Source organism: Saccharothrix ecbatanensis, assembly GCF_014205015.1.
Classification (GTDB): domain Bacteria; phylum Actinomycetota; class Actinomycetes; order Mycobacteriales; family Pseudonocardiaceae; genus Actinosynnema; species Actinosynnema ecbatanense.
This window is the reverse complement of record NZ_JACHMO010000001.1, coordinates 8,917,476-8,937,229: the sequence shown is the minus strand read 5'-3', so window position 1 is coordinate 8,937,229 and position 19,754 is coordinate 8,917,476. Positions and strand designations below refer to the sequence as shown.

16 protein-coding genes are annotated in these 19,754 nt (G+C 71.1%); 2 read left to right on the top strand and 14 right to left on the bottom strand.

Annotation, left to right across the window (positions count from 1 at the left end; translation table 11 throughout):
- Positions 1-16: 16 nt before the first annotated feature.
- From proB to F4560_RS39725, 6 genes are all read right to left on the bottom strand, one after another.
- The gene (proB, locus tag F4560_RS39750; RefSeq protein WP_184928182.1) at positions 17-1,150 is read right to left on the bottom strand and encodes a glutamate 5-kinase; all 1,134 of its coding nucleotides are present in this window, start codon (positions 1,148-1,150) and stop codon (positions 17-19) included.
- Positions 1,147-2,604 (bottom strand): GTPase ObgE, encoded by a 1,458-nt coding sequence (gene obgE / locus F4560_RS39745; RefSeq protein ID WP_184928181.1) that lies wholly within the window; start codon positions 2,602-2,604, stop codon positions 1,147-1,149. Before obgE ends, proB begins: the two co-directional genes overlap by 4 nt.
- 98 nt (positions 2,605-2,702) lie before the next feature.
- The gene (gene rpmA, locus F4560_RS39740) at positions 2,703-2,966 is read right to left on the bottom strand and encodes a 50S ribosomal protein L27 (RefSeq protein WP_184928180.1); all 264 of its coding nucleotides are present in this window, start codon (positions 2,964-2,966) and stop codon (positions 2,703-2,705) included.
- Positions 2,967-2,980: 14 nt separating this feature from the next.
- Positions 2,981-3,295: a 50S ribosomal protein L21 gene (rplU, locus tag F4560_RS39735; RefSeq protein ID WP_184928179.1), complete on the bottom strand. Its 315-nt coding sequence runs from the start codon at positions 3,293-3,295 to the stop codon at positions 2,981-2,983.
- 509 nt (positions 3,296-3,804) lie between these two features.
- Entirely contained in the window at positions 3,805-6,723 is a 2,919-nt protein-coding gene (locus F4560_RS39730; protein WP_184928178.1) for a translation initiation factor IF-2 N-terminal domain-containing protein, read from the bottom strand.
- Between the two features lie 190 nt (positions 6,724-6,913).
- Complete coding sequence (locus tag F4560_RS39725) at positions 6,914-7,669, bottom strand: TIGR03936 family radical SAM-associated protein (protein WP_184928177.1); 756 nt, start codon at positions 7,667-7,669, stop codon at positions 6,914-6,916.
- A gap of 270 nt (positions 7,670-7,939) precedes the next feature.
- Between F4560_RS39725 and F4560_RS39720 the strand changes: the two genes are divergently transcribed.
- Positions 7,940-9,463, top strand: coding sequence for a S8 family peptidase (locus F4560_RS39720; protein ID WP_184928176.1), 1,524 nt, complete (start codon positions 7,940-7,942; stop codon positions 9,461-9,463).
- Here the strand turns inward: F4560_RS39720 and F4560_RS39715 are convergent.
- The 7 genes from F4560_RS39715 to F4560_RS39685 form a co-directional block, all read right to left on the bottom strand.
- On the bottom strand, positions 9,455-12,142 hold the full coding sequence (locus F4560_RS39715) for a helix-turn-helix transcriptional regulator (protein WP_184928175.1): 2,688 nt from the start codon (positions 12,140-12,142) through the stop codon (positions 9,455-9,457). The genes F4560_RS39720 and F4560_RS39715 overlap by 9 nt on opposite strands.
- Before the next feature lie 256 nt (positions 12,143-12,398).
- Complete coding sequence (locus F4560_RS39710) at positions 12,399-12,932, bottom strand: sigma-70 family RNA polymerase sigma factor (protein WP_184928174.1); 534 nt, start codon at positions 12,930-12,932, stop codon at positions 12,399-12,401.
- Between the two features lie 411 nt (positions 12,933-13,343).
- Positions 13,344-15,308: a TIGR03960 family B12-binding radical SAM protein gene (locus F4560_RS39705; protein WP_184928173.1), complete on the bottom strand. Its 1,965-nt coding sequence runs from the start codon at positions 15,306-15,308 to the stop codon at positions 13,344-13,346.
- A gap of 31 nt (positions 15,309-15,339) precedes the next feature.
- A complete protein-coding gene (locus F4560_RS39700) occupies positions 15,340-15,750 on the bottom strand; it encodes a DoxX family protein (RefSeq protein ID WP_184928172.1) in 411 nt (136 codons plus the stop codon).
- 45 nt (positions 15,751-15,795) lie between these two features.
- Complete coding sequence (locus F4560_RS39695; protein ID WP_184928171.1) at positions 15,796-16,677, bottom strand: ABC transporter permease; 882 nt, start codon at positions 16,675-16,677, stop codon at positions 15,796-15,798.
- Positions 16,674-17,540 carry an ABC transporter permease gene (locus F4560_RS39690; protein ID WP_312869755.1) on the bottom strand — a complete coding sequence of 289 codons (867 nt, stop codon included), beginning with the start codon at positions 17,538-17,540 and terminating at the stop codon, positions 16,674-16,676. The genes F4560_RS39695 and F4560_RS39690 overlap by 4 nt, the downstream gene beginning before the upstream one ends.
- Positions 17,541-17,596: 56 nt before the next feature.
- Positions 17,597-18,517: an ABC transporter ATP-binding protein gene (locus F4560_RS39685; RefSeq protein ID WP_184928169.1), complete on the bottom strand. Its 921-nt coding sequence runs from the start codon at positions 18,515-18,517 to the stop codon at positions 17,597-17,599.
- Positions 18,518-18,574: 57 nt separating this feature from the next.
- Here F4560_RS39685 and F4560_RS39680 point away from each other — a divergent pair, with 57 nt between their 5' ends.
- A complete protein-coding gene (locus F4560_RS39680) occupies positions 18,575-19,165 on the top strand; it encodes a GNAT family N-acetyltransferase (protein ID WP_184928168.1) in 591 nt (196 codons plus the stop codon).
- A gap of 52 nt (positions 19,166-19,217) precedes the next feature.
- Here F4560_RS39680 and ndk read toward each other — a convergent pair whose 3' ends face one another.
- Positions 19,218-19,628 (bottom strand): nucleoside-diphosphate kinase, encoded by a 411-nt coding sequence (gene ndk, locus F4560_RS39675; RefSeq protein ID WP_184928167.1) that lies wholly within the window; start codon positions 19,626-19,628, stop codon positions 19,218-19,220.
- Between the last annotated feature and the right edge of the window lie 126 nt (positions 19,629-19,754).

The following is a 19,754-nucleotide window of genomic DNA, read 5'->3' as shown; positions in this document are numbered from 1 at the left end:
CTACCGGGCCGCTCGGCTACCGGGCGGGCAGCGGCACCAGGTCGTCGGCGTGCACGACCTCGCGGCGCTGCTCGGCGGGCAGGTCACCGCTCTTGCGACCGATCAACGCCGGCAGCTCGGCGGCGTCGAAACCGACCACGCCACGCGCCACCACAGCGCCGGACAGGTCGACCAGCTCGACCACGTCACCGGCCTCGAACGTGCCCTCGACTCCGGTGATGCCCGCCGCGAGCAGCGAGCGCCGTCGGTCCACGACTGCGGCCACCGCGCCGTCGTCCAGCGACAGCCTGCCGGTCGCGTCGGCGGCGTGCCCGAGCCAGAAGCGGCGCGCGGTCAGCCTGGGGCCGGTCACCGCGAACGCCGTGCCGACGTCCGCCGAGGTCAACGCACGGGACGCGTCCGCCGCACCCGCCAGCAACACCGGGATGCCCGCCGACGCCGCCAGCCGTGCCGCGGCGAGCTTGGACGCCATACCGCCGGTGCCCAGACCGGACGCACCGACCGAACCCGCCCGCACACCGTCCACATCGGACGCGCCGGACACCTCGGTGATCCGCCGCGCGCCCGACTTCCGCGGATCGCCGTCGTACAGCGCGTCGACGTCGGAGAGCAGGAACAACGCGTCCGCCCCGACCAGGTGCGCCACCAGCGCGGCCAACCGGTCGTTGTCGCCGAACCGGATCTCCTCGGTGGCCACCGTGTCGTTCTCGTTCACCACCGGCACCGCGCCCAACGCCAGCAGCCGGGAGAACGTGCGCTGCGCGTTCCGGTAGTGCGACCGCCGCACCACGTCGTCGGCGGTCAGCAGCACCTGCCCGACCGTCAACGAGTACCGCCCGAACGAGTTCGCGTACGCGTGCGCCAACGCCAACTGCCCGACGCTCGCCGCAGCCTGCTGCGTCGCCAGGTCACGGGGCCGCCTGGTCACGCCCAGCGGCGCGAGACCGGCCGCGATCGCACCAGACGACACCAACACCACCTGGCTGCCCGCCGCGCACCGTGCCGCGACCGCGTCCACGAGCGAGTCCAGCCGGGTCGGGTCCAGCCCGCCCTCGGCGGTGGTCAACGACGAGGACCCGACCTTCACCACGACCCGGGACGCCGCGGACACCGCCTGCCGGGCCTGCGACGCCGCCACCGAACCGATCACTCGTCGTCGTCCTCTTCGAACTCGCCGTACTCACCGGGGATGCGTCGGGCCTTCTTCGCCGCCAACCGGTCGGACGCGCCGATCCGGCTGTTCACCTCAAGCCGCGCGTCCGTGCCGCGACCGGTCAGGGTCATCGCGATGCCCGCCGGCGTCGTCGGCTCCCAGTCGAACACCAGGTCGCCGATGGTGACCTGGCAGCCCGGCTCGGCGCCCATCTTGACCAGCGTGTCCTCCACGCCGAGGCGGTTCAGCCGGTCGGCGAGGTAGCCGACGGCCTCGTCGTTGTTGAAGTCGGTCTGCCGGATCCACCGCTCGGCCCGCTCGCCGCGCACGATGAAGCCGCCCTCGGTGTCCGGGTCCTCCACCACGGTGAAGCCCTGGTCGTCCAGGGCACGGGGCCGCAGCACGATCCGGGTCGACTCCTGCTTCGGCCGCGAGGCCCGGTACTCGTCCACCACACGCGCCAACGCGTACGTGAACTCCCGCAGCCCTTCACGGCTCGCCGTGGACACCTCGAACACCGGCAGGCCGCGGGCCTCGATGTCCGGGCGCACGATCTCCGCCAGGTCGCGGGCCTCCGGGATGTCGATCTTGTTCAGCACCACAACGCGCGGACGTTCGGCCAGGTCGTCGGCCAGGGAGGGGGTGTACTTCGCCAACTCCTCCTCCAGCGCGTCGATGTCCGACAGCGGGTCCCGGTCGGCCTCGTAGGTCGCGCAGTCCACCACGTGCACCAGCACGGCGCACCGCTCGATGTGCCGCAGGAAGTCCAGGCCGAGGCCCTTGCCCTCGGACGCGCCGGGGATCAGACCGGGCACGTCCGCCATCGTGAAGATGGTCTCGCCGCCGGTGATCACACCCAGGTTCGGCACCAGCGTGGTGAACGGGTAGTCGGCGATCTTCGGCTTGGCCGCGGACAGCACCGAGATCAGCGACGACTTGCCCGCCGACGGGAAGCCGAGCAGGCCCACGTCCGCGACGGACTTCAGCTCCAGCACGAGGTCGTGCTGCTCGCCCGGTTCACCCAGCAGGGCGAAGCCGGGGGCCTTGCGGGCCTTGGACGCCAGGGACGCGTTGCCGAGACCGCCACGACCGCCCTGGGCCGCGATCAGCCGGGTGCCCTCGCCGACGAGGTCCGCGACCATTTCGCCATCGGGCGTGAGCACCACGGTGCCGTCGGGCACGCGCAGTTCGAGGTCCGCGCCGTACGCGCCGTCGCGGTTGCCGCCCTGACCGCCCTTGCCGCTGCCCGCGGAGGCGTTCGGGCGGAAGTGGAAGTCGAGGAGCGTGTGCACCTGCGAGTCGACGACCAGGACGACGTCGCCGCCCTTTCCGCCGTCGCCGCCGTCGGGACCACCCAGCGGCTTGAACTTCTCGCGGTGCACGGACGCGACCCCGTTGCCCCCGTCACCTGCGGCGACGTGGATGACGACCCGGTCGACGAAGCGGGACACGGGGATTTCCTTTCAGGATATGCAACAAGGGGCGGGAGCCGGAATGCACCGGTCCCGCCCCTCGTCGGAGGTCGTTCCGTCGTACGCCCGAGGCGCTATTAAGCAGCAACCTCGACCGGGACGATGTTCACGGTCTTGCGACCGCGCTTGGAGCCGAACTCGACCGCGCCGGGCGACAACGCGAACAGCGTGTCGTCCTTGCCGCGACCGACGTTGACGCCGGGGTGGAACTTGGTGCCGCGCTGGCGAATGAGAATCTCGCCGGCCTTGACGACCTGACCGCCAAACCGCTTGACGCCGAGGTACTGGGCGTTGGAGTCACGGCCGTTGCGGGAGCTTGACGCACCCTTCTTGTGTGCCATGGCTAGTCAGATCCTCACTTACCGGTGATGCCGGTGACCTCGACGCGGGTCAACTTCTGGCGGTGACCCTGGCGCTTGTGGTAGCCGGTCTTGTTCTTGAACTTGTGGATGCGGATCTTGGGGCCCTTGGTCTGCTCGACGACCTTGCCGGTCACCGAGATCTTCGCCAGGGCGTCCGCCGCGGAGGTGACGTTCTCGCCGTCCACGACGAGGAGCGGCGCCGCGAAGGTGATCTCGGTGTCCGGCTCGCCTTCGAGCTTCTCGACCTCGATGACGTCGCCGACAGCCACCTTGTACTGCTTGCCGCCGGTCTTGACGATCGCGTACATCGGGACGGGAGTCTCCTGCTACTCGACGGGACGGGTCGCGCGCGCCTCGGCTGCACTGGATGAGCGAGCTGGGCTTCACGCGACAGGGCCCACCGGACGGCGGGCCGCGTATCAGGTTACGTGGCGGTGGACTGCGGGGTCAAACCGGGGTCGGTCTACCGGGATTCCCCTGGTCACTGCGCTGGTCACAGGCCCTGGACGGCTGGAGCTGGATGGGCTGGCAGGACCGGGCGGGTGGGCAGGACCGGGCGGGTGGGCAGGACCGGGTTGGGCAGGGGCCGGGTTGGGCTCGGCCGGGTTGGGCAGGGGCCGAGCTGGGCTGGCTACAGGAAGAAAGGGCGGAGCTGGGCGCCGAGGGCCGAGGGCTGCCAGGGGTGCGATGGTCGTTCACGCCGAACCGCTGCCCAGCGAGGCTGGACAGCGGTTCGGCGGATCGTGCTTGTCAGTGCTTCTCAGTGCTTCTCAGTGCTTCTCAGTGCTTGTCGCTCAGCACGTCACTCAGTGCTCGGTCAGCCTTCGTTGACCGCGCCCAAGGGCGGGCCGGCGGGACGGGAGGCGGCACGGCGGGCCGTGCGGCGACGCGTCACCGCAGGTGCCGTGGGCTCCGGAGGGTGGCCGTTGAGCGGCTGGTCGACCGAAGGTTCGGCTGATGCCGCCGGTGCCGCTGATGCCGCAGGTGCGACCGGCTCGGCCTTGGCGGGCTTGGCGGGCTCGGGCTGGACCGTCGGCTGGACGATCAGCTCGGGTGCCGGCTGTGCCTTGGGCGGAGCGCTCGCCCTCGTGACCCGTCCGACCCGTCCCGTCCGCGCGGGCTTGACGGGCGCGGCAGGGGGCTCTTCCGCTGCCGCCGGGGCGGCGGGCGCGGGCTCTGCCGTCTGAGCCGCCGGGGCGGGCTCAGGGGTCGTCTCGGCACTGGTCACGACCGACGTGGCCGTGCCGGCGGCACTGGTCGGTGCGACTGGAGCGGTCTCGGCCGGCTCGGCGGGCTCGTCGCCGTGCTTGATGACGGCACCGGCTTCCCGGCGTGCCCGGCGACGCTGGCGGCGGTCGCGCTTCGGGGTCTCCGGCGCGGCCTCCTCCTCGATCACCGCGGCCACCGGCTCGTCCGAGGTCGACTGCTCGATGATCGCCTCCGGCTCCTCGGCCGGCTCCACGGTCTGCTCGGCCACCGGCTCCGGCGCGTCGGCGATCTTGCCGCGACGCGACTTGCGGCCACTCTGCTGCTGCTGCTGCTGAACGGGCTGAGCGGGCTGAGCGGCGGCGTTTCCACCGCCGTTGCCCTGCGCCTGAACGGGCTCGGTCGACATGACCACGCCACGCCCGCGGCAGTGCTCGCAGGTGCTGGAGAACGCCTCCAGCAGCCCGGTGCCGACGCGCTTGCGGGTCATCTGCACCAGACCCAGCGACGTCACCTCGGCCACCTGGTGACGGGTGCGGTCACGGCCGAGGCACTCGGTCAGCCGGCGCAGCACCAGGTCCCGGTTCGACTCCAGCACCATGTCGATGAAGTCGATCACGATGATGCCGCCGACGTCCCGCAACCGCAGCTGACGGACGATCTCCTCGGCCGCCTCCAGGTTGTTCCTGGTCACCGTCTCTTCGAGGTTTCCACCCGAACCGGTGAACTTGCCGGTGTTCACGTCGATGACCGTCATCGCCTCGGTGCGGTCGATGACCAGATAGCCGCCCGACGGCAGCCAGACCTTGCGGTCCAGCGCCTTGAGCAGCTGCTCGTCGATCCGGTACTCGGTGAACGCGTCGTTGGTGCCCACGTGCTTGCGCAACCGTTCCTGGAGGTCCGGCGCGACATGCCGCACATAGGCGTCGATGGTCTCCCACGCGTCCGCGCCCTGGACGACGAGCGCGGCGAAGTCCTCGGTGAACAGGTCGCGGACGACCTTCACCAGCAGGTCCGGCTCTTCGTACAGCAGCTGCGGCGCCTGGGCCTTCGGCACGTCGGCCCGGTCCTTGATGACCTGCCACTGCGCCTGCAGCCGGGTCACGTCGCGGGCCAGCTCCTCCTCCGCGACGCCCTCCGAGGCGGTGCGGATGATGACGCCCGCGTCCTCCGGGACCACGCGCTTGAGGATGTCCTTGAGGCGCTTGCGCTCGTTGTCGGGCAGCTTGCGGCTGATGCCGGTCGCGCCACCACCGGGCACGTACACCAGGAAGCGGCCGGGCAGGCTGATCTGAGTGGTCAGCCGGGCGCCCTTGTGGCCGACCGGGTCCTTGGTGACCTGCACCAACACGCTGTCGCCCGACGACAGGGCCTGCTCGATCTTGCGGGCCTTGCCCTCCAGGCCGGCCGCGTCCCAGTCGACCTCGCCCGCGTAGAGCACCGCGTTGCGGCCACGGCCGATGTCGATGAACGCCGCCTCCATCGAGGGCAGCACGTTCTGCACGCGGCCGAGGTAGACGTTGCCGACCAGCGAACCGCTGCCCGACGAGGTCACGAAGTGCTCGACCAGGACGCCGTCCTCCAGCACGCCGATCTGCGTGCGGTCACCGCGCTCGCGCACCACCATCGTGCGCTCCACGGCTTCGCGCCGGGCCAGGAACTCGGCCTCGGACAGCACCGGGGCACGGCGGCGACCGGCCTCGCGGCCGTCACGGCGGCGCTGGCGCTTGGCCTCGAGCCGGGTGGAGCCGCGGACGCTGCGGACCTCGTTCTGCGCGGCTTCGGAGTCGGCCTTGTCGTCGCGCGCGTCGCGGCTGGTGCTCTCGCGGACGTGCACGACCGTGTTCGGCGGGTCGTCCTCGCTCGGCGCGGCTTCTTCCTCGGCGCCGGTCTTGCGGCGACGACGACGCCGACGGCGCCGGCTGCCCGGCCCCTCGTCATCTGCCGCCGGCTCCTCGGCGGCTTCGGGCTCGGCTTCGGCCTCGGCGGGCTCTTCGCCCTGCTCGTCCTCGCCGTTCTCGTCGCCGACGCCCTTGCCGCGACCGCGGCCACGACGGCCACGACGACGGCGACGACGGCCTTCGCCCTCGTCACCCGCGTCCTCGGCGGCGTGCTCGTCGGACTCGTCCTCGGTGTCGTCTTCGTCCTCGACGACCTGCGGCTTCACCACCGGCGTCGGGGGCAGGAACATCGCCGACGGCGGGGCGAACAGAGGCGCGAGCGGCGCCACGTCGCGGGCCACCGCCACGGGTTCCTCGGTCTGTTCGTCCACGTCGCCGGTGACGATGTCGTCCCAGCCCCGCAGGCTCTCGGCGACCTTGAGCGCGAGATCGCGGCTCACGCTCGACTGCACGCCCTTGACCGGTTCACCGAGGTCGGCGAGGGCGGCCACCACGTCCCGGCTGCTCGCGCCGAGCAACTTGGCCAGCGCGTGCACCCGCAGCTTGGCGGGAAGATCCGCCAAGTCCGGGTGTGCGGATGTGGCGTTACCCCCGCCGGCGGCGCCGGCAGGCTTTTCCGTGTTCGACAATGCAGCTCCTCCGCCCCCGGGCGCGTCCCAACCGACGCGGCCGCGCAGGGGCCTCTCTTGTCCACTCACCGCCGCGGCTGGCGGCGGGAATCCTTGCCTCGCGCTGTGGCGCCCACCCGTGGGGCACGCGGCACAGCAGGTCCGATAACACTTTTCGACGACGCCGTCAGCGCCGCTCCGCACCACCCGGTCAGACCTCCGCCGCCCTGTCCAGGGCAAGCGGGTCGACCAGGCAGCCTTCGTCGTCGAGCCGCCCCTGCGCCATCCGGGTCGCCTTCGCGGGCACCGGCGGAACCAGGTCGGCGACGACTCGGAGCGCACTCAGCACGTCGTCGGGTCTCACGGTAGGGGTTGTCTGCCGTACGACCGTCATGAGTATCCCACACGGCCGTGACAAATCTTGTCCATCGTGTCCGGCGTCGCTCGAATGCGCCTCCGAATGCGCCTCGGTCTGCGCTCCGACCTGCGCCGACACGATCGCGGGCCGGACGTCCACGATCTTCTTGCCGTCCTTGGTCAGCCGCTCCACCTCGACCGATCCCGCGGCGAGCAGCGCGGTCACGGCTTCGGACAGCTCTTCGGGCGACACGCCGGGCAGCTCCACCCGCCACTCGCTGGCGTCGATCCGCTCGGGCAGCGTGCCGCCGGCCGACTGGACGACCTCCAGGATGTCGAGCCCCGGCGGCAGCACGGCGTCCAGCGCGGTGCGCAGCGCGTCCGGGTCCACCCGGTCGACGACCTGGATCTCGACGTACTCGGCCTCGCTCGCCACCCCGGTCGGCGCCGCGCCGACCCACGACACCTTCGGGTGAGGGCTGAAGCCCTGGGAGTAGGCCATGGGGACACCAGCCCGTCGCAGCGCGCGCTCGAACGCTCGCGCGATGTCGCGGTGTGACGTGAACCGCAGCCGGCCGCGCTTGGCGTAACGCAGTCGCAGCTTCTGCACTGGTGCGGCCGACGGATTGGTGGGCTGCTGCTGGCGGCTCAGGGCTACTCCCCTTGGGTACCGGGTGGCTCCACGATGGGGTGAGCACCCCAACGGTCCACGGTCCTACTCCACCAGGACGGTACCTTGGACCCGTTCGGCACCGTCGCGCTTGTCTGCTTCGCCCGGCGTGGCTACCGTCCGGCAACAGCAGTCCCGATCGTCTCGCCCCCGGGTCCGATCGACGGCTCTAGTCCGGCACCCCGACCGGTCCAGCACTGGAGGTCCCCCGTGCCTCTGCACCGCCGCGTCCAAGCGGTCGCGGTCAGCGCGGCGCTGCTCGCGGCCGGCTGCTTCGTGGCGACCACGCCCGCGGCGGCCCACCCCGCGGAGGAGCCGGCGACCGCGCCGGGCTGCGTCCAGCCCGGTCCGACCCTGCGCTACCTGGTGGTCTTCTCCGCCGAGACGAGCGCGCCGCTGGCCGAGGCCCAGGTCGCCGCCGCGTGCGGCACCACGACCCGGTACTACCCGCAGATCGCGGTGGCCGTCGCCGTGTCCGCCGATCCCCGGTTCGGCCGCCGGATGGGCGTCGACCGGGCGTACAGCGCGCAGTTCGACGGCCTCTCCAAGCGCACCGGCGCGCCCGCCACGCCGAAAGAGGGCCGGCAGAAGAAGCCGGACGACGAGGCGGCCGGAGCGCGCGCTTCGACGGGTGCGGTGGACCGCACCGCCGAGCAGTGGGACATGGACCTGATCCGGGCGGCCGAGGCGCACGCGGTGAGCACCGGCAGCCGGGACGTGGTGGTCGGCGTGCTCGACTCGGGCATCGACCCGGCGCACCCGGACCTGGTCGGCGCGCTCGACCCGGCGCTGTCCGCGGGCTGCACGTCCGGTGTGGCCGATCCGACGCCCGCGGCGTGGTCGCCGACGACGTCCGGGCACGGCACGCACGTTGCGGGCACGATCGCGGCGGCCGACGACGGCTTGGGCACCACGGGTGTCGCGCCGGGCGTGCGGATCGCGTCGGTGAAGGTCGTGGACGACGCCGGTTTCATCTACCCCGAGTACGCGGTGTGCGGGTTCATGTGGGCCGCCGAGCAGGGCATGACCATCACCAACAACAGCTACTTCATCGACCCGTGGGTGTTCACCTGCCAGAACAAGCAGGGGCAGTCCGTGGTCTACGAGGCCGTGCGGCGTGCGGTCGAGTACGCGGGTTCGCAGGGCGTGCTGACGGTGGCGGCGGCGGGCAACTCGGCGGCCGACCTGACCAAACCGGGGCACGACGCGCTGAGCCCGACCAACGCCGCGCCGGAGGACGTGAAGCCGCGGCCGGTGGACAACACGTGCCTGGTGCTTCCGGCGCAGCTGCGCAACGTGGTGGCGGTGTCGTCGGTGGGCGCGGAGAAGGTCAAGGCGGGGTACAGCTCGTACGGGCTGGGCGCGGTGGACGTGACGGCGCCGGGCGGCGACCGCAGGCAGCCGCCGGACGACGCGAAGTCCGGGTGCGTGCTGTCGACAGTGCCGGCCGCCGGGTACGACTACTCGTGCGGCACGTCGATGGCCGCGCCGCATGTGTCGGGGGTGGCGGCGCTGCTGGCGTCCACGCATCCCCAGGCGAGCGCCAACGACCTGACCCGGATGCTCAACGCGCAGGCGGAGACGCTGCCGTGCCCGGCGGACTACGACCTCAACGGCACGGGTGTGCAGGACGCGTTCTGCACCGGCTATTCGGAGTACAACGGCTTCTACGGGCACGGGCTGGTCGACGCGCTGGCGGCCGTGCAATCCGGACCGGACGACGGGTCACGCTGAGTACTGCCCCTGGCGGCGCAACGCCCCCGCGAGGTCAGCTCGGCCGGCGATGCCGAGCTTGCGGTAGGCGCCGGACAGGTGCAGCTCGACCGTGCGGCGGGTGAGGAACAGGGCTTCGGCGATCTGCCGGTTGGTCAGGCCCTGGGCGGCCATGCCGGCGACGCGGGTCTCCTGCTTGGTCAACCCGTGCACGGTGCCGTGGGCGGTGGCCGGTTCGCAGGCACGCAGTTCCTCGGCGGCCCGGCGGATCAACGGCTTGGACTCGCACCGGGCGCTCAGCTCGACGGCCTGCCGCAAGTGCGGGATGGCGCGCTCGGCCCGGCCACGACGGCGCAACTGCGCTCCCAGCTCCAGCAGCGCCTCCGCGTGCAGCAGGCGGGCGACCGACTCGGTCAGGTACTCCACCGCCTTGGCCAACGCGCGGGTCGCGGCGTCGTCGTCCGCGGTGAGGCCGACGGAGATCAGCGCGGTGCCCATCGCGCGCGGTGTGCCCCAGCGCTTGGCACGGGCCAGGTCTTCGGCTGCCAGTCGGACTGCGGCCTCACGGCGTCCGAGCGCGAGGTGCGCCCGCACCGCCGGCGCACGCCACGGCAGGATCGCTGGGCTGTCTATTTTGGACGCGCCCAGTCTTCGCCCGCATTCGAGCAGGTCCGCCAACGCGCCACGCGGGTCGTCGAGGGCGAGTTTGAGCTTGCCCCGCGCGTACAAGGTCAGGTTGTGCTGGAACAGCTCCGGCAGGTCGTCGGCGAAGCCGTAGCGCGCCACCAGGTCCCGCGCCTCCTCGAACCGGCCGAGGTCGACCAAAACCTCCGCCAGCCGGGCCGCGCACAGGATCGCCATCGGGCACACGGCGACCGAGCCCAACTCATCGAACAGTCGCAGTTGCCACTTGAGGAACGTCTTGGCGCGCACCAGATCGCCGCGTGCGAGGAAGTCCATGCCGTGCGCCATCGACACGACCGTGCCCTTGCGCAGGTGGTAGTCGTGCGGCTCGGTCTCGCTGCCGATCATGCGGCGGAACCGGTCGGACAGCTCCGGCGCGTCCGCCATGAAGCACGTGCTGACGGTGAACACGAACGGCTGCACGAACACGTCGACGCGTTCGCCCTCCAACGCCTCGGCCGCGTACCGCAGGGCGTCCTCGGCCGACTCGCCGCGCAACGCGTGCCCGAGCGAGAGGAACGCGGAGTGGACCTGGCGCAGCCGCGGCGAGTGCGGCACCTCCGACTCCAGCTCGTCGGTGAACATGCTGGCGCGCAGCGCGAGGGCGACGTCGTTGCCCGCGCTGGCGAGGTACGCCATGACCCGGAGCTCCCACGACTCGTCGTGCTCCTGGGAGGTGAGGCGGGACGCCAGTTGCAGGCCTATCGACACCGCGAGGCGTGCCTCCGGGCCGCTGCACAGCCTCAGCAGCATGGTGACGGCCTGGCCGGCGGCGGACCTGGCGTCGTCGGCGTGCGCGAGCGCGTCCCGCAGCCGGGCCATGCCGGCTTCCTGGTCGACCAGGAACGTGACGTGGACCAGTTCCAGCTGCACGGCGAGGCGTTCGTCGGACGACAGGCGTTCCTCCAGCGCGCGCTCCAGGTAGTCCTGTGCCGCGTCCAGCCGGTCGTCGTAGATCGCTTCGCGGGCGGCACGCCGCAGGATTTCCACGCCCCACGGGAGCGGCACGGCGGGCGCTTCACGCAGGTGCTCGGCGATCCGCTCGTCCGGCGCGCCCGCGTCCCGCAGCAGCACGGCGGCACGAGCGTGGTCGGCGGCCCTGGTGGCGACCGGGACGTCCGCCAGCACGGAGTTGCGCAGGTAGGGGTGGACGAAGCCGAGCGGGTAGTCGTCGCGGAACACGTGCAGCCGCACGAGGCCGTCGATGATCCGCAGCCCGCTGCGCGGTTCGACGCCCGCCATCGCGGCGAGCCGGTCCACGGTCGCGTCCTCCCCCAGCACGGCCGCGGCGCGCACCGCCTCCACCGCGCCCCCGTAACGACGCAGCCGCACGCGCAGCGCCGCGCCGATGTCCGCCGAGCCGAGCGTGCGCACGTCCGCCGCGGTGGGGATTTGGTCTGCCAACGCGGCCAGCAGGCCAGGGTTGCCGCCTGTGACGTCCCGGCAGACGGACGCGGGCGCGTCGCCGACGAGCGCGGCCACCGCCGTGACGTCCAGCCCGGCCAGTTCGATGTGCTCGTGGTGCATGCCGACCAGCTCGGACAGCGTCACGTCGCCGAGCGGCGGCTGGCCCGTGGTCGCGCCGAGCACGACCGCCAACGGCTGGTCGGCGACACGGCGCAGCACGTATGCCAGGCAGCGGAGGGACCAGCTGTCGGACAGGTCCACGTCGTCCACGACCAGCAGCAGTGGCCCGCGGCCCAGCGCCTCCCGGACCACGCGGTAGAACCAGTCCAGCGATTCGGCGGGGCCGTCGTGCAGCCCTTCCCCGAGCCGGCCGACCACGCCGCCGCGCAGGTCGCTCTCCAGCCGGGCGCCGGCCGCCGTCGCCACCGGGAAGCCGAGGTCACGCGCCTCGTCGGCGATCGCGGTCAGCAGAGCGGACTTGCCGCCGCCGATCTCGCCGGTGACGAGCAGCGTCGTGGTGCGGCCCGCCAGCACTCCGCGCAGCAGTTCCCGAGCGGCGCTCAGTTCGCCGTCCCGGCCGTGGAGCGGTGTCGGGTTCGCGGAAGTCACCGGAAGGCTCCGATCTGCTGCGGCGCAGCCGGGGCGGTCGATCGGGACCACCACGGTAGGACACCTGTCCAGCCCTCTCGGTACCGAAGGACCGCGATCCCTGCCCCCTGATTTCCTTCGGTGCCCACCGTAGAGACGTCCCGCCGGGCTTCCGCGAGAATCGAGGTCCGACTTCCACGAGTAGATTCGCCGGCCGTACGGACAATAACCGCGCCGTCGTCCGGGTATTTCTTCCCGGTGCCGATGCCCGGCTTTTTCAGTGCCATTCGCGTAACGCGCGGCGCAGGATCTTCATCGCGTTGTAGACCCGTGACTTCACGGTGCCCTCCGGAATGCCGAGCACCAACGCCGCTTCACGCACGGTACGGCCGCAGACGTACGTCTCGTAAATGACCGCGCGGTGTTCGGCGCCGAGCCTGCCGATCACGTCGTTGATCACCATGATGGACAGCCGCTGCTCCGTCTCGTCCGGGACCTCGACCGCGTCCGGGCTGGTCAGCTCAACTTCCTGCGGCCTGGCCTGCCGCGTGCGCCACCCGTCGATGACTATCCTCCTGGCCACCGTGACCAGCCAACCCCGCAGCATCCGCGGGTCGCGGACCAGCGTCTCGGCGTTCTGCCAGGCGCGGATCAAGGTCTCCTGGACCACGTCCTCGGTCCACTGCCGGTCGTGGTTGGTCAGGCCGAGCACATGGGCGTACAGCGCGCCCTTGAACTGCACGTAGAGCACGGTGACGAGTTCTTCACCGGATCCCTTGTCGCCCACCCCGACACCGCCCAGTGAATTCATGGAGTACCCAACCTCCCGGAGTACGCATGCGGCGGGGGCGAATGAGACCATGCCGAACGTACTACAAGAACAGGCTCCGAGCCACTGGTTCTGAAAGGATACGGATAACGCCACCGGACGGTCCTGGTGCACATTTCGGAGTGCAATGCGCACGTGGTGCTCGCGGTCTCGGAACACGACAACGGGGTGTGGGACGTCGCCACGATGTCGGGGCGGACGGTCGACCACGAGCGGTGCAGGCACTACGCGCTGCGGCCAGGCCCAGGCGCCCAAGGTGTTCCGGGTGCTGGACGACGGGCGGCTGCGGTACGCCCGCAACCCCGACCCGGACCAGGCGCCGCAGGTGCGTGCGGCGGCACGGGTGTGCCCGTGCGTGCGATCCGGGTCGAGGCGGCCGAGGTCTGCGGACCCTTAGCCGTTCGCCAGCGTGGGGTTGCGCACCGGCGAGCCCGTGCCGACCGGCGAGATCGGCAGCAGCGTGCGACCTGTGGGGCCGACCTCGATGTCGGTGCCCATCGCCGGGCACACACCGCAGTCGAAGCACGGCGTCCAGCGGCAGTCGTCCTGCTCACGCTCGTCCAGCGCGTCCTGCCAGTCCGACCAGAGCCATTCCTTGTCCAGCCCCGAGTCCAGGTGGTCCCACGGCAGGACTTCCAGCTCTTCGCGCTCGCGCGTGGTGAACCAGGCCAGGTCCACGCCCAGCGGGGTCAGCTCGGTCTCGGCGGCCTTGACCCAGCGGTCGTAGGAGAAGTGCTCGGACCAGCCGTCGAACCGGCCGCCCTCGCGCCACACCCGTTCGATCACCAGGCCGATGCGCCGGTCGCCGCGCGACAGCAGGCCTTCGATCAGCGACGGCTTGCCGTCGTGGTAGCGCATGCCGATGTTCCGGCCAAGGCCGCGGTCGGAGTTCACCGCGTCGCGCAGCTTGCGCAGCCGGTCGTCCACGGTCTCCGGGTCGCACTGCGCGGCCCACTGGAACGGGGTGTGCGGCTTGGGCACGAACCCGCCGATCGAGATCGTGCAGCGGATGTCCTTGCGCCCGGACACCTCGCGGCCCGCGCGGATCACGTTCTTCGCCATCTCGGCGATCTGGAGCACGTCGTCGTCGGTCTCGGTGGGCAGGCCGCACATGAAGTACAGCTTCACCTGCCGCCAGCCCGCGCTGAACGCCGCGCTGACCGTGCGGATCAGGTCTTCTTCCGACACCATCTTGTTGATCACGCGGCGGAGGCGTTCGCTGCCGCCCTCCGGGGCGAACGTCAGGCCCGACCGGCGGCCGTTGCGGGACAGCTCGTTGGCCAGGTCGATGTTGAACGCGTCGACGCGCGTGCTGGGCAGCGACAGGCCGGTGTTCGTGCCCTCGTAGCGGTCCGCGAGGCCCTTGGTGATCTCGGCGATCTCCGAGTGGTCGGCGCTGGACAGCGACAGCAGGCCGACCTCCTCGAAACCGGTCGCCTCCAGGCCGCGCTGCACCATCGCGCCGATGCCCTCGATCGACCGCTCCCGCACCGGGCGGGTGATCATGCCCGCCTGGCAGAACCGGCAGCCGCGCGTGCAGCCGCGGAAGATCTCCACGCTCATCCGCTCGTGCACGCTCTCCGCGAGCGGCACCAGCGGCTGCTTCGGGTACGGCCACGCGTCGAGGTCCATCGTGGTCCGCTTGAACACCCGGTACGGCACGCGCTCGCGGTTCGGCACCACGCGCTGGATGCGACCGTCGGGCAGGTACTCCACGTCGTAGAAGCGCGGCACGTAGATGCCGCCGGTCTCGGCGAGCCTGGTCAGGACCTCGTCACGCCCGCCGGGGCAGCCCTCGGCCTTCCACGCGCGGACGATGTCGGTGATCTCCAGGACGGCTTCCTCGCCGTCACCGAGCACCGCGGCGTCGATGAACGGCGAGATCGGCTCCGGGTTGAACGCCGCGTGCCCACCGGCCACCACGATCGGGTGGTCCTCGGTGCGGTCGGCGGCGTGGATCGGGATGCCCGCCAGGTCCAGCGCGTTGAGCATGTTCGTGTAGCCCAGCTCGGTGGCGAAGCTCACCCCGAACACGTCGAACGCGGCCACGGGCCGGTGCGCGTCCACGGTGAACTGCGGGACGCCGTGCTCGCGCATCAGCTTCTCGAGGTCGGGCCACACCGCGTAGGTCCGCTCGGCCAGCACGTCCGGCAGCTCGTTGAGGACCTCGTACAGGATCATGACGCCCTGGTTGGGCAGCCCGACCTCGTAGGCGTCCGGGTACATCAGGGCCCACCGCACGGCGGCGGCGTCCCAGTCCTTCACGGTGGCGTTGAGTTCCCCGCCGACGTATTGCACCGGCTTGGACACCCTCGGCAGCAGGGGTTCCAGGGCGGGGAAGACCGACTCGACACTCACCGTTTCAGGGTAACGGCAGGGCCTGCGGTAGTCAGAACAGCGGTCCGGTGATGGTGAGACCGAGCTCGGAGCCCGCGCCCGCGTAGAGGCCGAAGAACATCAGCGCGCCGCCCGCGAGGGCCAGGTCCTTGTTGAACTGGATCATCTCCATCTGCTTGGCCTGCGGGTCGGTCTCCTTCCAGAAGTTGTGCATGAGGAACGCCGTGGGGACCAGGAAGATCACCAGGAGCAACGCGCCCAGGTCGGCCCACACGCCCAGGAGCAGCATCAACCCACCGACAGCCATCAGCACGCCGCTGCCGAACGTGGCGGCTTTCGCCGACGGCACGCCCTTGGACGAGGCGTAGCCGGCCATCGCCTCGGTCTGGGTGATGTGGCCGAACGCGGAGCCGAAGAACAGGAACACGAACAGGATGCGGCCGATCAGCGTGATGACGTCCATGACGACGACCTCCGGTACTCGGGGTTCGTCCAGTGTTCAACCACGTCAGGTCAACAGCAACTTGCCGAGCCGCCGAGCCGCGACAACCACTCCAATGCACGCCATCACCACGAAGTAGGCGACGTGACCGAGCGCGCCCCAGCCGACATAACCCGAGGTCAGCGCCCTCATCAACTCGATCGCATGGTACAGCGGCGTCCACTCGACCACGGCCTGGATCCAGCCCGGGTAGACCGACAGCGGGTAGAAGGTGCCGGAGAACAGGAACAGCGGCATCACGGCCAGCTGCACCAGGTCGAAGTCGTGCCAGGACCGCATGTACGTGGCCGCGGCCATGCCGATGGCGGCGAACCCGAGCGCGACCAGCAGGCACGCCGGCAGCGCCAGCAGCGCCCACGGCGAGTCGATCAGCCCGAACCCGAGCATGACCGCGATGAACCCGCCCGCGTAGATGCCGCCCCGGATCAGGCACCAGGTGGCCTCGCCGACCGCGATGTCGACCGGGCCGAGCGGCGTGGCCAGCACCGCGTCGTACGTCTTGGCGTACTTGAACTTGAAGAACAGGTTGAACGTCGCCTCGAACACCGCGCCGTTCATCGCCGACGCAGCCAGCAGGGCGGGCGCCACGAACGCGGCGTAGGGCATCGGCCCGCCCGGGCCCTCGACGGTGGTGACCAGCTGGGCCAGGCCGAAGCCGAGCGAGAACAGGAAGAACAGCGGCTCGAAGAAGCCGGAGAACACCTGCATCCAGGCCCGCTTGTTGACCAGGTAGGACCGCTCGATCAGGGTGTGCGAGCGGCCCGCGTACAGGCCGGGCGGGATGATCCGGAACAGCAGGCCGGCGCCGTTCCCGGGCTGCGCGGACGGCGGGTTCGCGGTGCCTGAGCGGTCGGTCCGCGGCGCCCGGGTGGAGGACTCGCGGTTCATACGGCCAGCCTCCGGTGGAAGTAGCGGCGGCCAAGGAGGACGCCGAGCGCGATCAGGGCGCACAGGTAGGCGATGTGGCCGAGGGCGGGCAGCAGGCGCAGGGTGCCGAAGGTGACGCCGCGGGCCAGCTCGATGCCGTGCCAGACCGGGGTGATCCAGGCCAGCGGGTGGATCCAGTCCGGCAGCTGGCTCATCGGGTAGAACCCGCCGGTGAACAGGGTCATCGGCATCACCAGGAAGCGGAAGATCGCGTTGAACGAGTCCGGTTTCTCCCTGGTCGCGGTGTAGGCGACGGCGGGCGCGCTGAACGCCATGCCGGTGAGCACCGCGAACGGCACCGCCAGCAGCGCCGACGGGCTGGTGATCGCGCCCAGGGCGACGGCGATGCCGAGGAACACGATCGCGCCGGCCGCCAGGCGCAACGCGTTCCACAGCAGCTGGCCGTAGAGGACCTGGGCGGACGTCAGCGGGGTGGACACCATCGCCAGGTACTTGCGCTGCCACTTGAACGCCGAGAACACCGCCCAGGTGGACTCGAACATGGTGTTCTGCACGGCCGTGATGACCAGCAGCGCCGGCGCCAGGAACACCACGTAGCGGTAGCCGTCGGTGGCCTCGCCCACCTGGACCTGCGAGCCGAAGCCGACGCCCATGGCCAGCAGGAACAGCACCGGCTGGAGGAAGCTGGAGATGACCGTGGCCCGCCAGTTGCGCCGGTACCAGGTCCAGTGGTTCTCCACCACGAGCAGCGCGGCCCGCCACGGGCCGACCACCCGCGCGCCGGCGCCGTCCGGCTCGGTCACATCCGCGTTCGTCACATCGGGTTCCGTCACATCGGCGTCCGTCACATCGGCGTCCGTCACAGCTGGGTCCGTCAAGTCCGGGTCCGTTGCTCCGGTCCCCGTGAGTCCGGTGCCCATCAGTCCACCAACGTCCGACCGGTCAGGCGCAGGAAGACGTCCTCCAACGTGCTGCGGCGCACCAGGCTGGACACCGGCCGCACACCTCGCGCGTGGGCCGCCGACAGCGCCGCCTCGCCGTCCGCGGTGTAGAGCAGCACCCGGTCGGGCAGGATTTCGACCCGTTCGGCCAGGTCACGCACCTCGGCGGCGCTCTGCTCACCGGGCGGGAACCGCAGCTCCAGCACCTCTCTGGTCGAGTACTGGTGGATCAGCTCGGACGGCGAGCCCTCGGCCGCGATCCGGCCGCCGTCCATCACCACCAGCCGGTCGCACAGCTGCTCGGCCTCGTCCATGTAGTGCGTGGTGATGATGAGCGTCACGCCGGACTGCTTGAGCCGGAACAGCCGGTCCCACAGCAGGTGGCGGGCCTGCGGGTCGAGGCCCGTGGTGGGCTCGTCGAGCAGCAGCAGGTCCGGGTCGTTGACCAGGGAACGGGCGATGGTGAGCCGCCGCTTCATACCGCCGGACAGCGGCTCCACCTCGGCGTCTGCACGGTCGGTGAGCTGGGCGAACTCCATCAGCTCCACCGCGCGCTCGCGCACCGCGGCGCGGGACAGGCCGAAGTAGCGGCCGTAGACCTGGAGGTTCTGCCGGATGGTCAGCTCGGTGTCGAGGTTGTCCTGCTGGGGCACCACGCCGATCCGGGCGCGGATCTTCGGGCCGTCCACGTCCGGGTCCATGCCCAGCACGCTGAGCTCGCCGCCGGTGCGCGGCGAGACGCAGGAGACCATCCGCATGGTCGAGGACTTGCCCGCGCCGTTCGGGCCGAGGAAGCCGAACGCCTCCCCCTTGGCGACTTCGACGTCGATGCCCCGGACTGCTTCGAAGGAGCCGAAGTGCTTGGTCAGGCCCTTGGCGTGGACGAGGGTGGAGGTCACGCGCGTCACGTTAGCCGCGGGGTCCGACAATCCCGGAACGCTTTTAGGCTGGGTGGCGTGGAAATCGACCTGACCTGGCCGACAGTGGCCGATGAACGACTTCGGGCCGAAGTGCACGCGGTGCTGCACGCCGTGGTGGCGGCGGGTGGCGCGATCGGCTGGGTCGACCCGCCCGTGCGGGCGCAGACCGACGCGTGGCTGGACAGCGTGCTCGGCTCGCCGGGTGACGGCGCGCTCGTCGTGGCGCGTGTGGACGGTGTGGTGCGCGGCACGGCGACGTGGAAGCGGTCCAGCAGTGAGGTGTTCGCGAACATGGCCGAGCTGCGGCGGGTGACGGCGGACCCGGCGGCGCGCGGCCTGGGGCTGGGTTCCCGGTTGGTGGGCGCGGTGATCGAACACGCCCGTGCGGCCGGGTTGGAGATGCTGACGCTCGGCGTGCGCGGCAACAACCACGGCGCGATCCAGCTGTACGAGAGCCTGGGCTTCCGCGAGTGGGGACGGCTGCCGAACGTGATCTCGGTCGGCGACGTGCGGTTCGACGACGTCCGCATGTACCTGCCGTTGGGCCACCGCGAGGGCGTCGTGCTGCACGGTTCGGCCCCCGGCGGCATCGGCTCGTCACCGGCGCGTGCCCAGCCGGTCGGTTAGAACTGCGGACGGCCCGGACCTCCAGCGAGGTCCGGGCCGTCCACGGGGTCCGTCAGAGGTTCGGGAACCAGAGCTTGATCTCGCGCTCGGCGGACTCCGGCGAGTCCGAGCCGTGCACCAGGTTGAACTGGACCTCCAGGCCGAAGTCGCCCCGGATCGTGCCCGGCGTCGCCTTCTCGACCGGGTCGGTGCCGCCGGCCAGCTGGCGGAACGCCGCGATCGCCCGCGAGCCCTCGACCACCATGGCGACCAGCGGGCCGCCGGTGATGAAGTCCACGAGGTCCTTGTAGAAGCTCTTGCCGTCGTGCTCGGCGTAGTGCTGCTCGGCGGTCGCGCGGTCCACGGTGCGCAGTTCGAGAGCGGCCAGGGTGAGGCCCTTGCGCTCGATGCGGGAGATGACCTCGCCGACCAGGCCGCGGCTGACGCCGTCGGGCTTGACCAGGACCAGGGTGCGCTCGCTCACGGCGGTCAGTACTCCTTCGTACGGAAACGTGCAACTGGCTCAAGGGTAGCCGCCGCGACGACACCGTCCGCCGTGGCCACCAGGTTCAGGAAAGCGCTCGGCGCGCAGGAGCGGGGATTCCGCGTC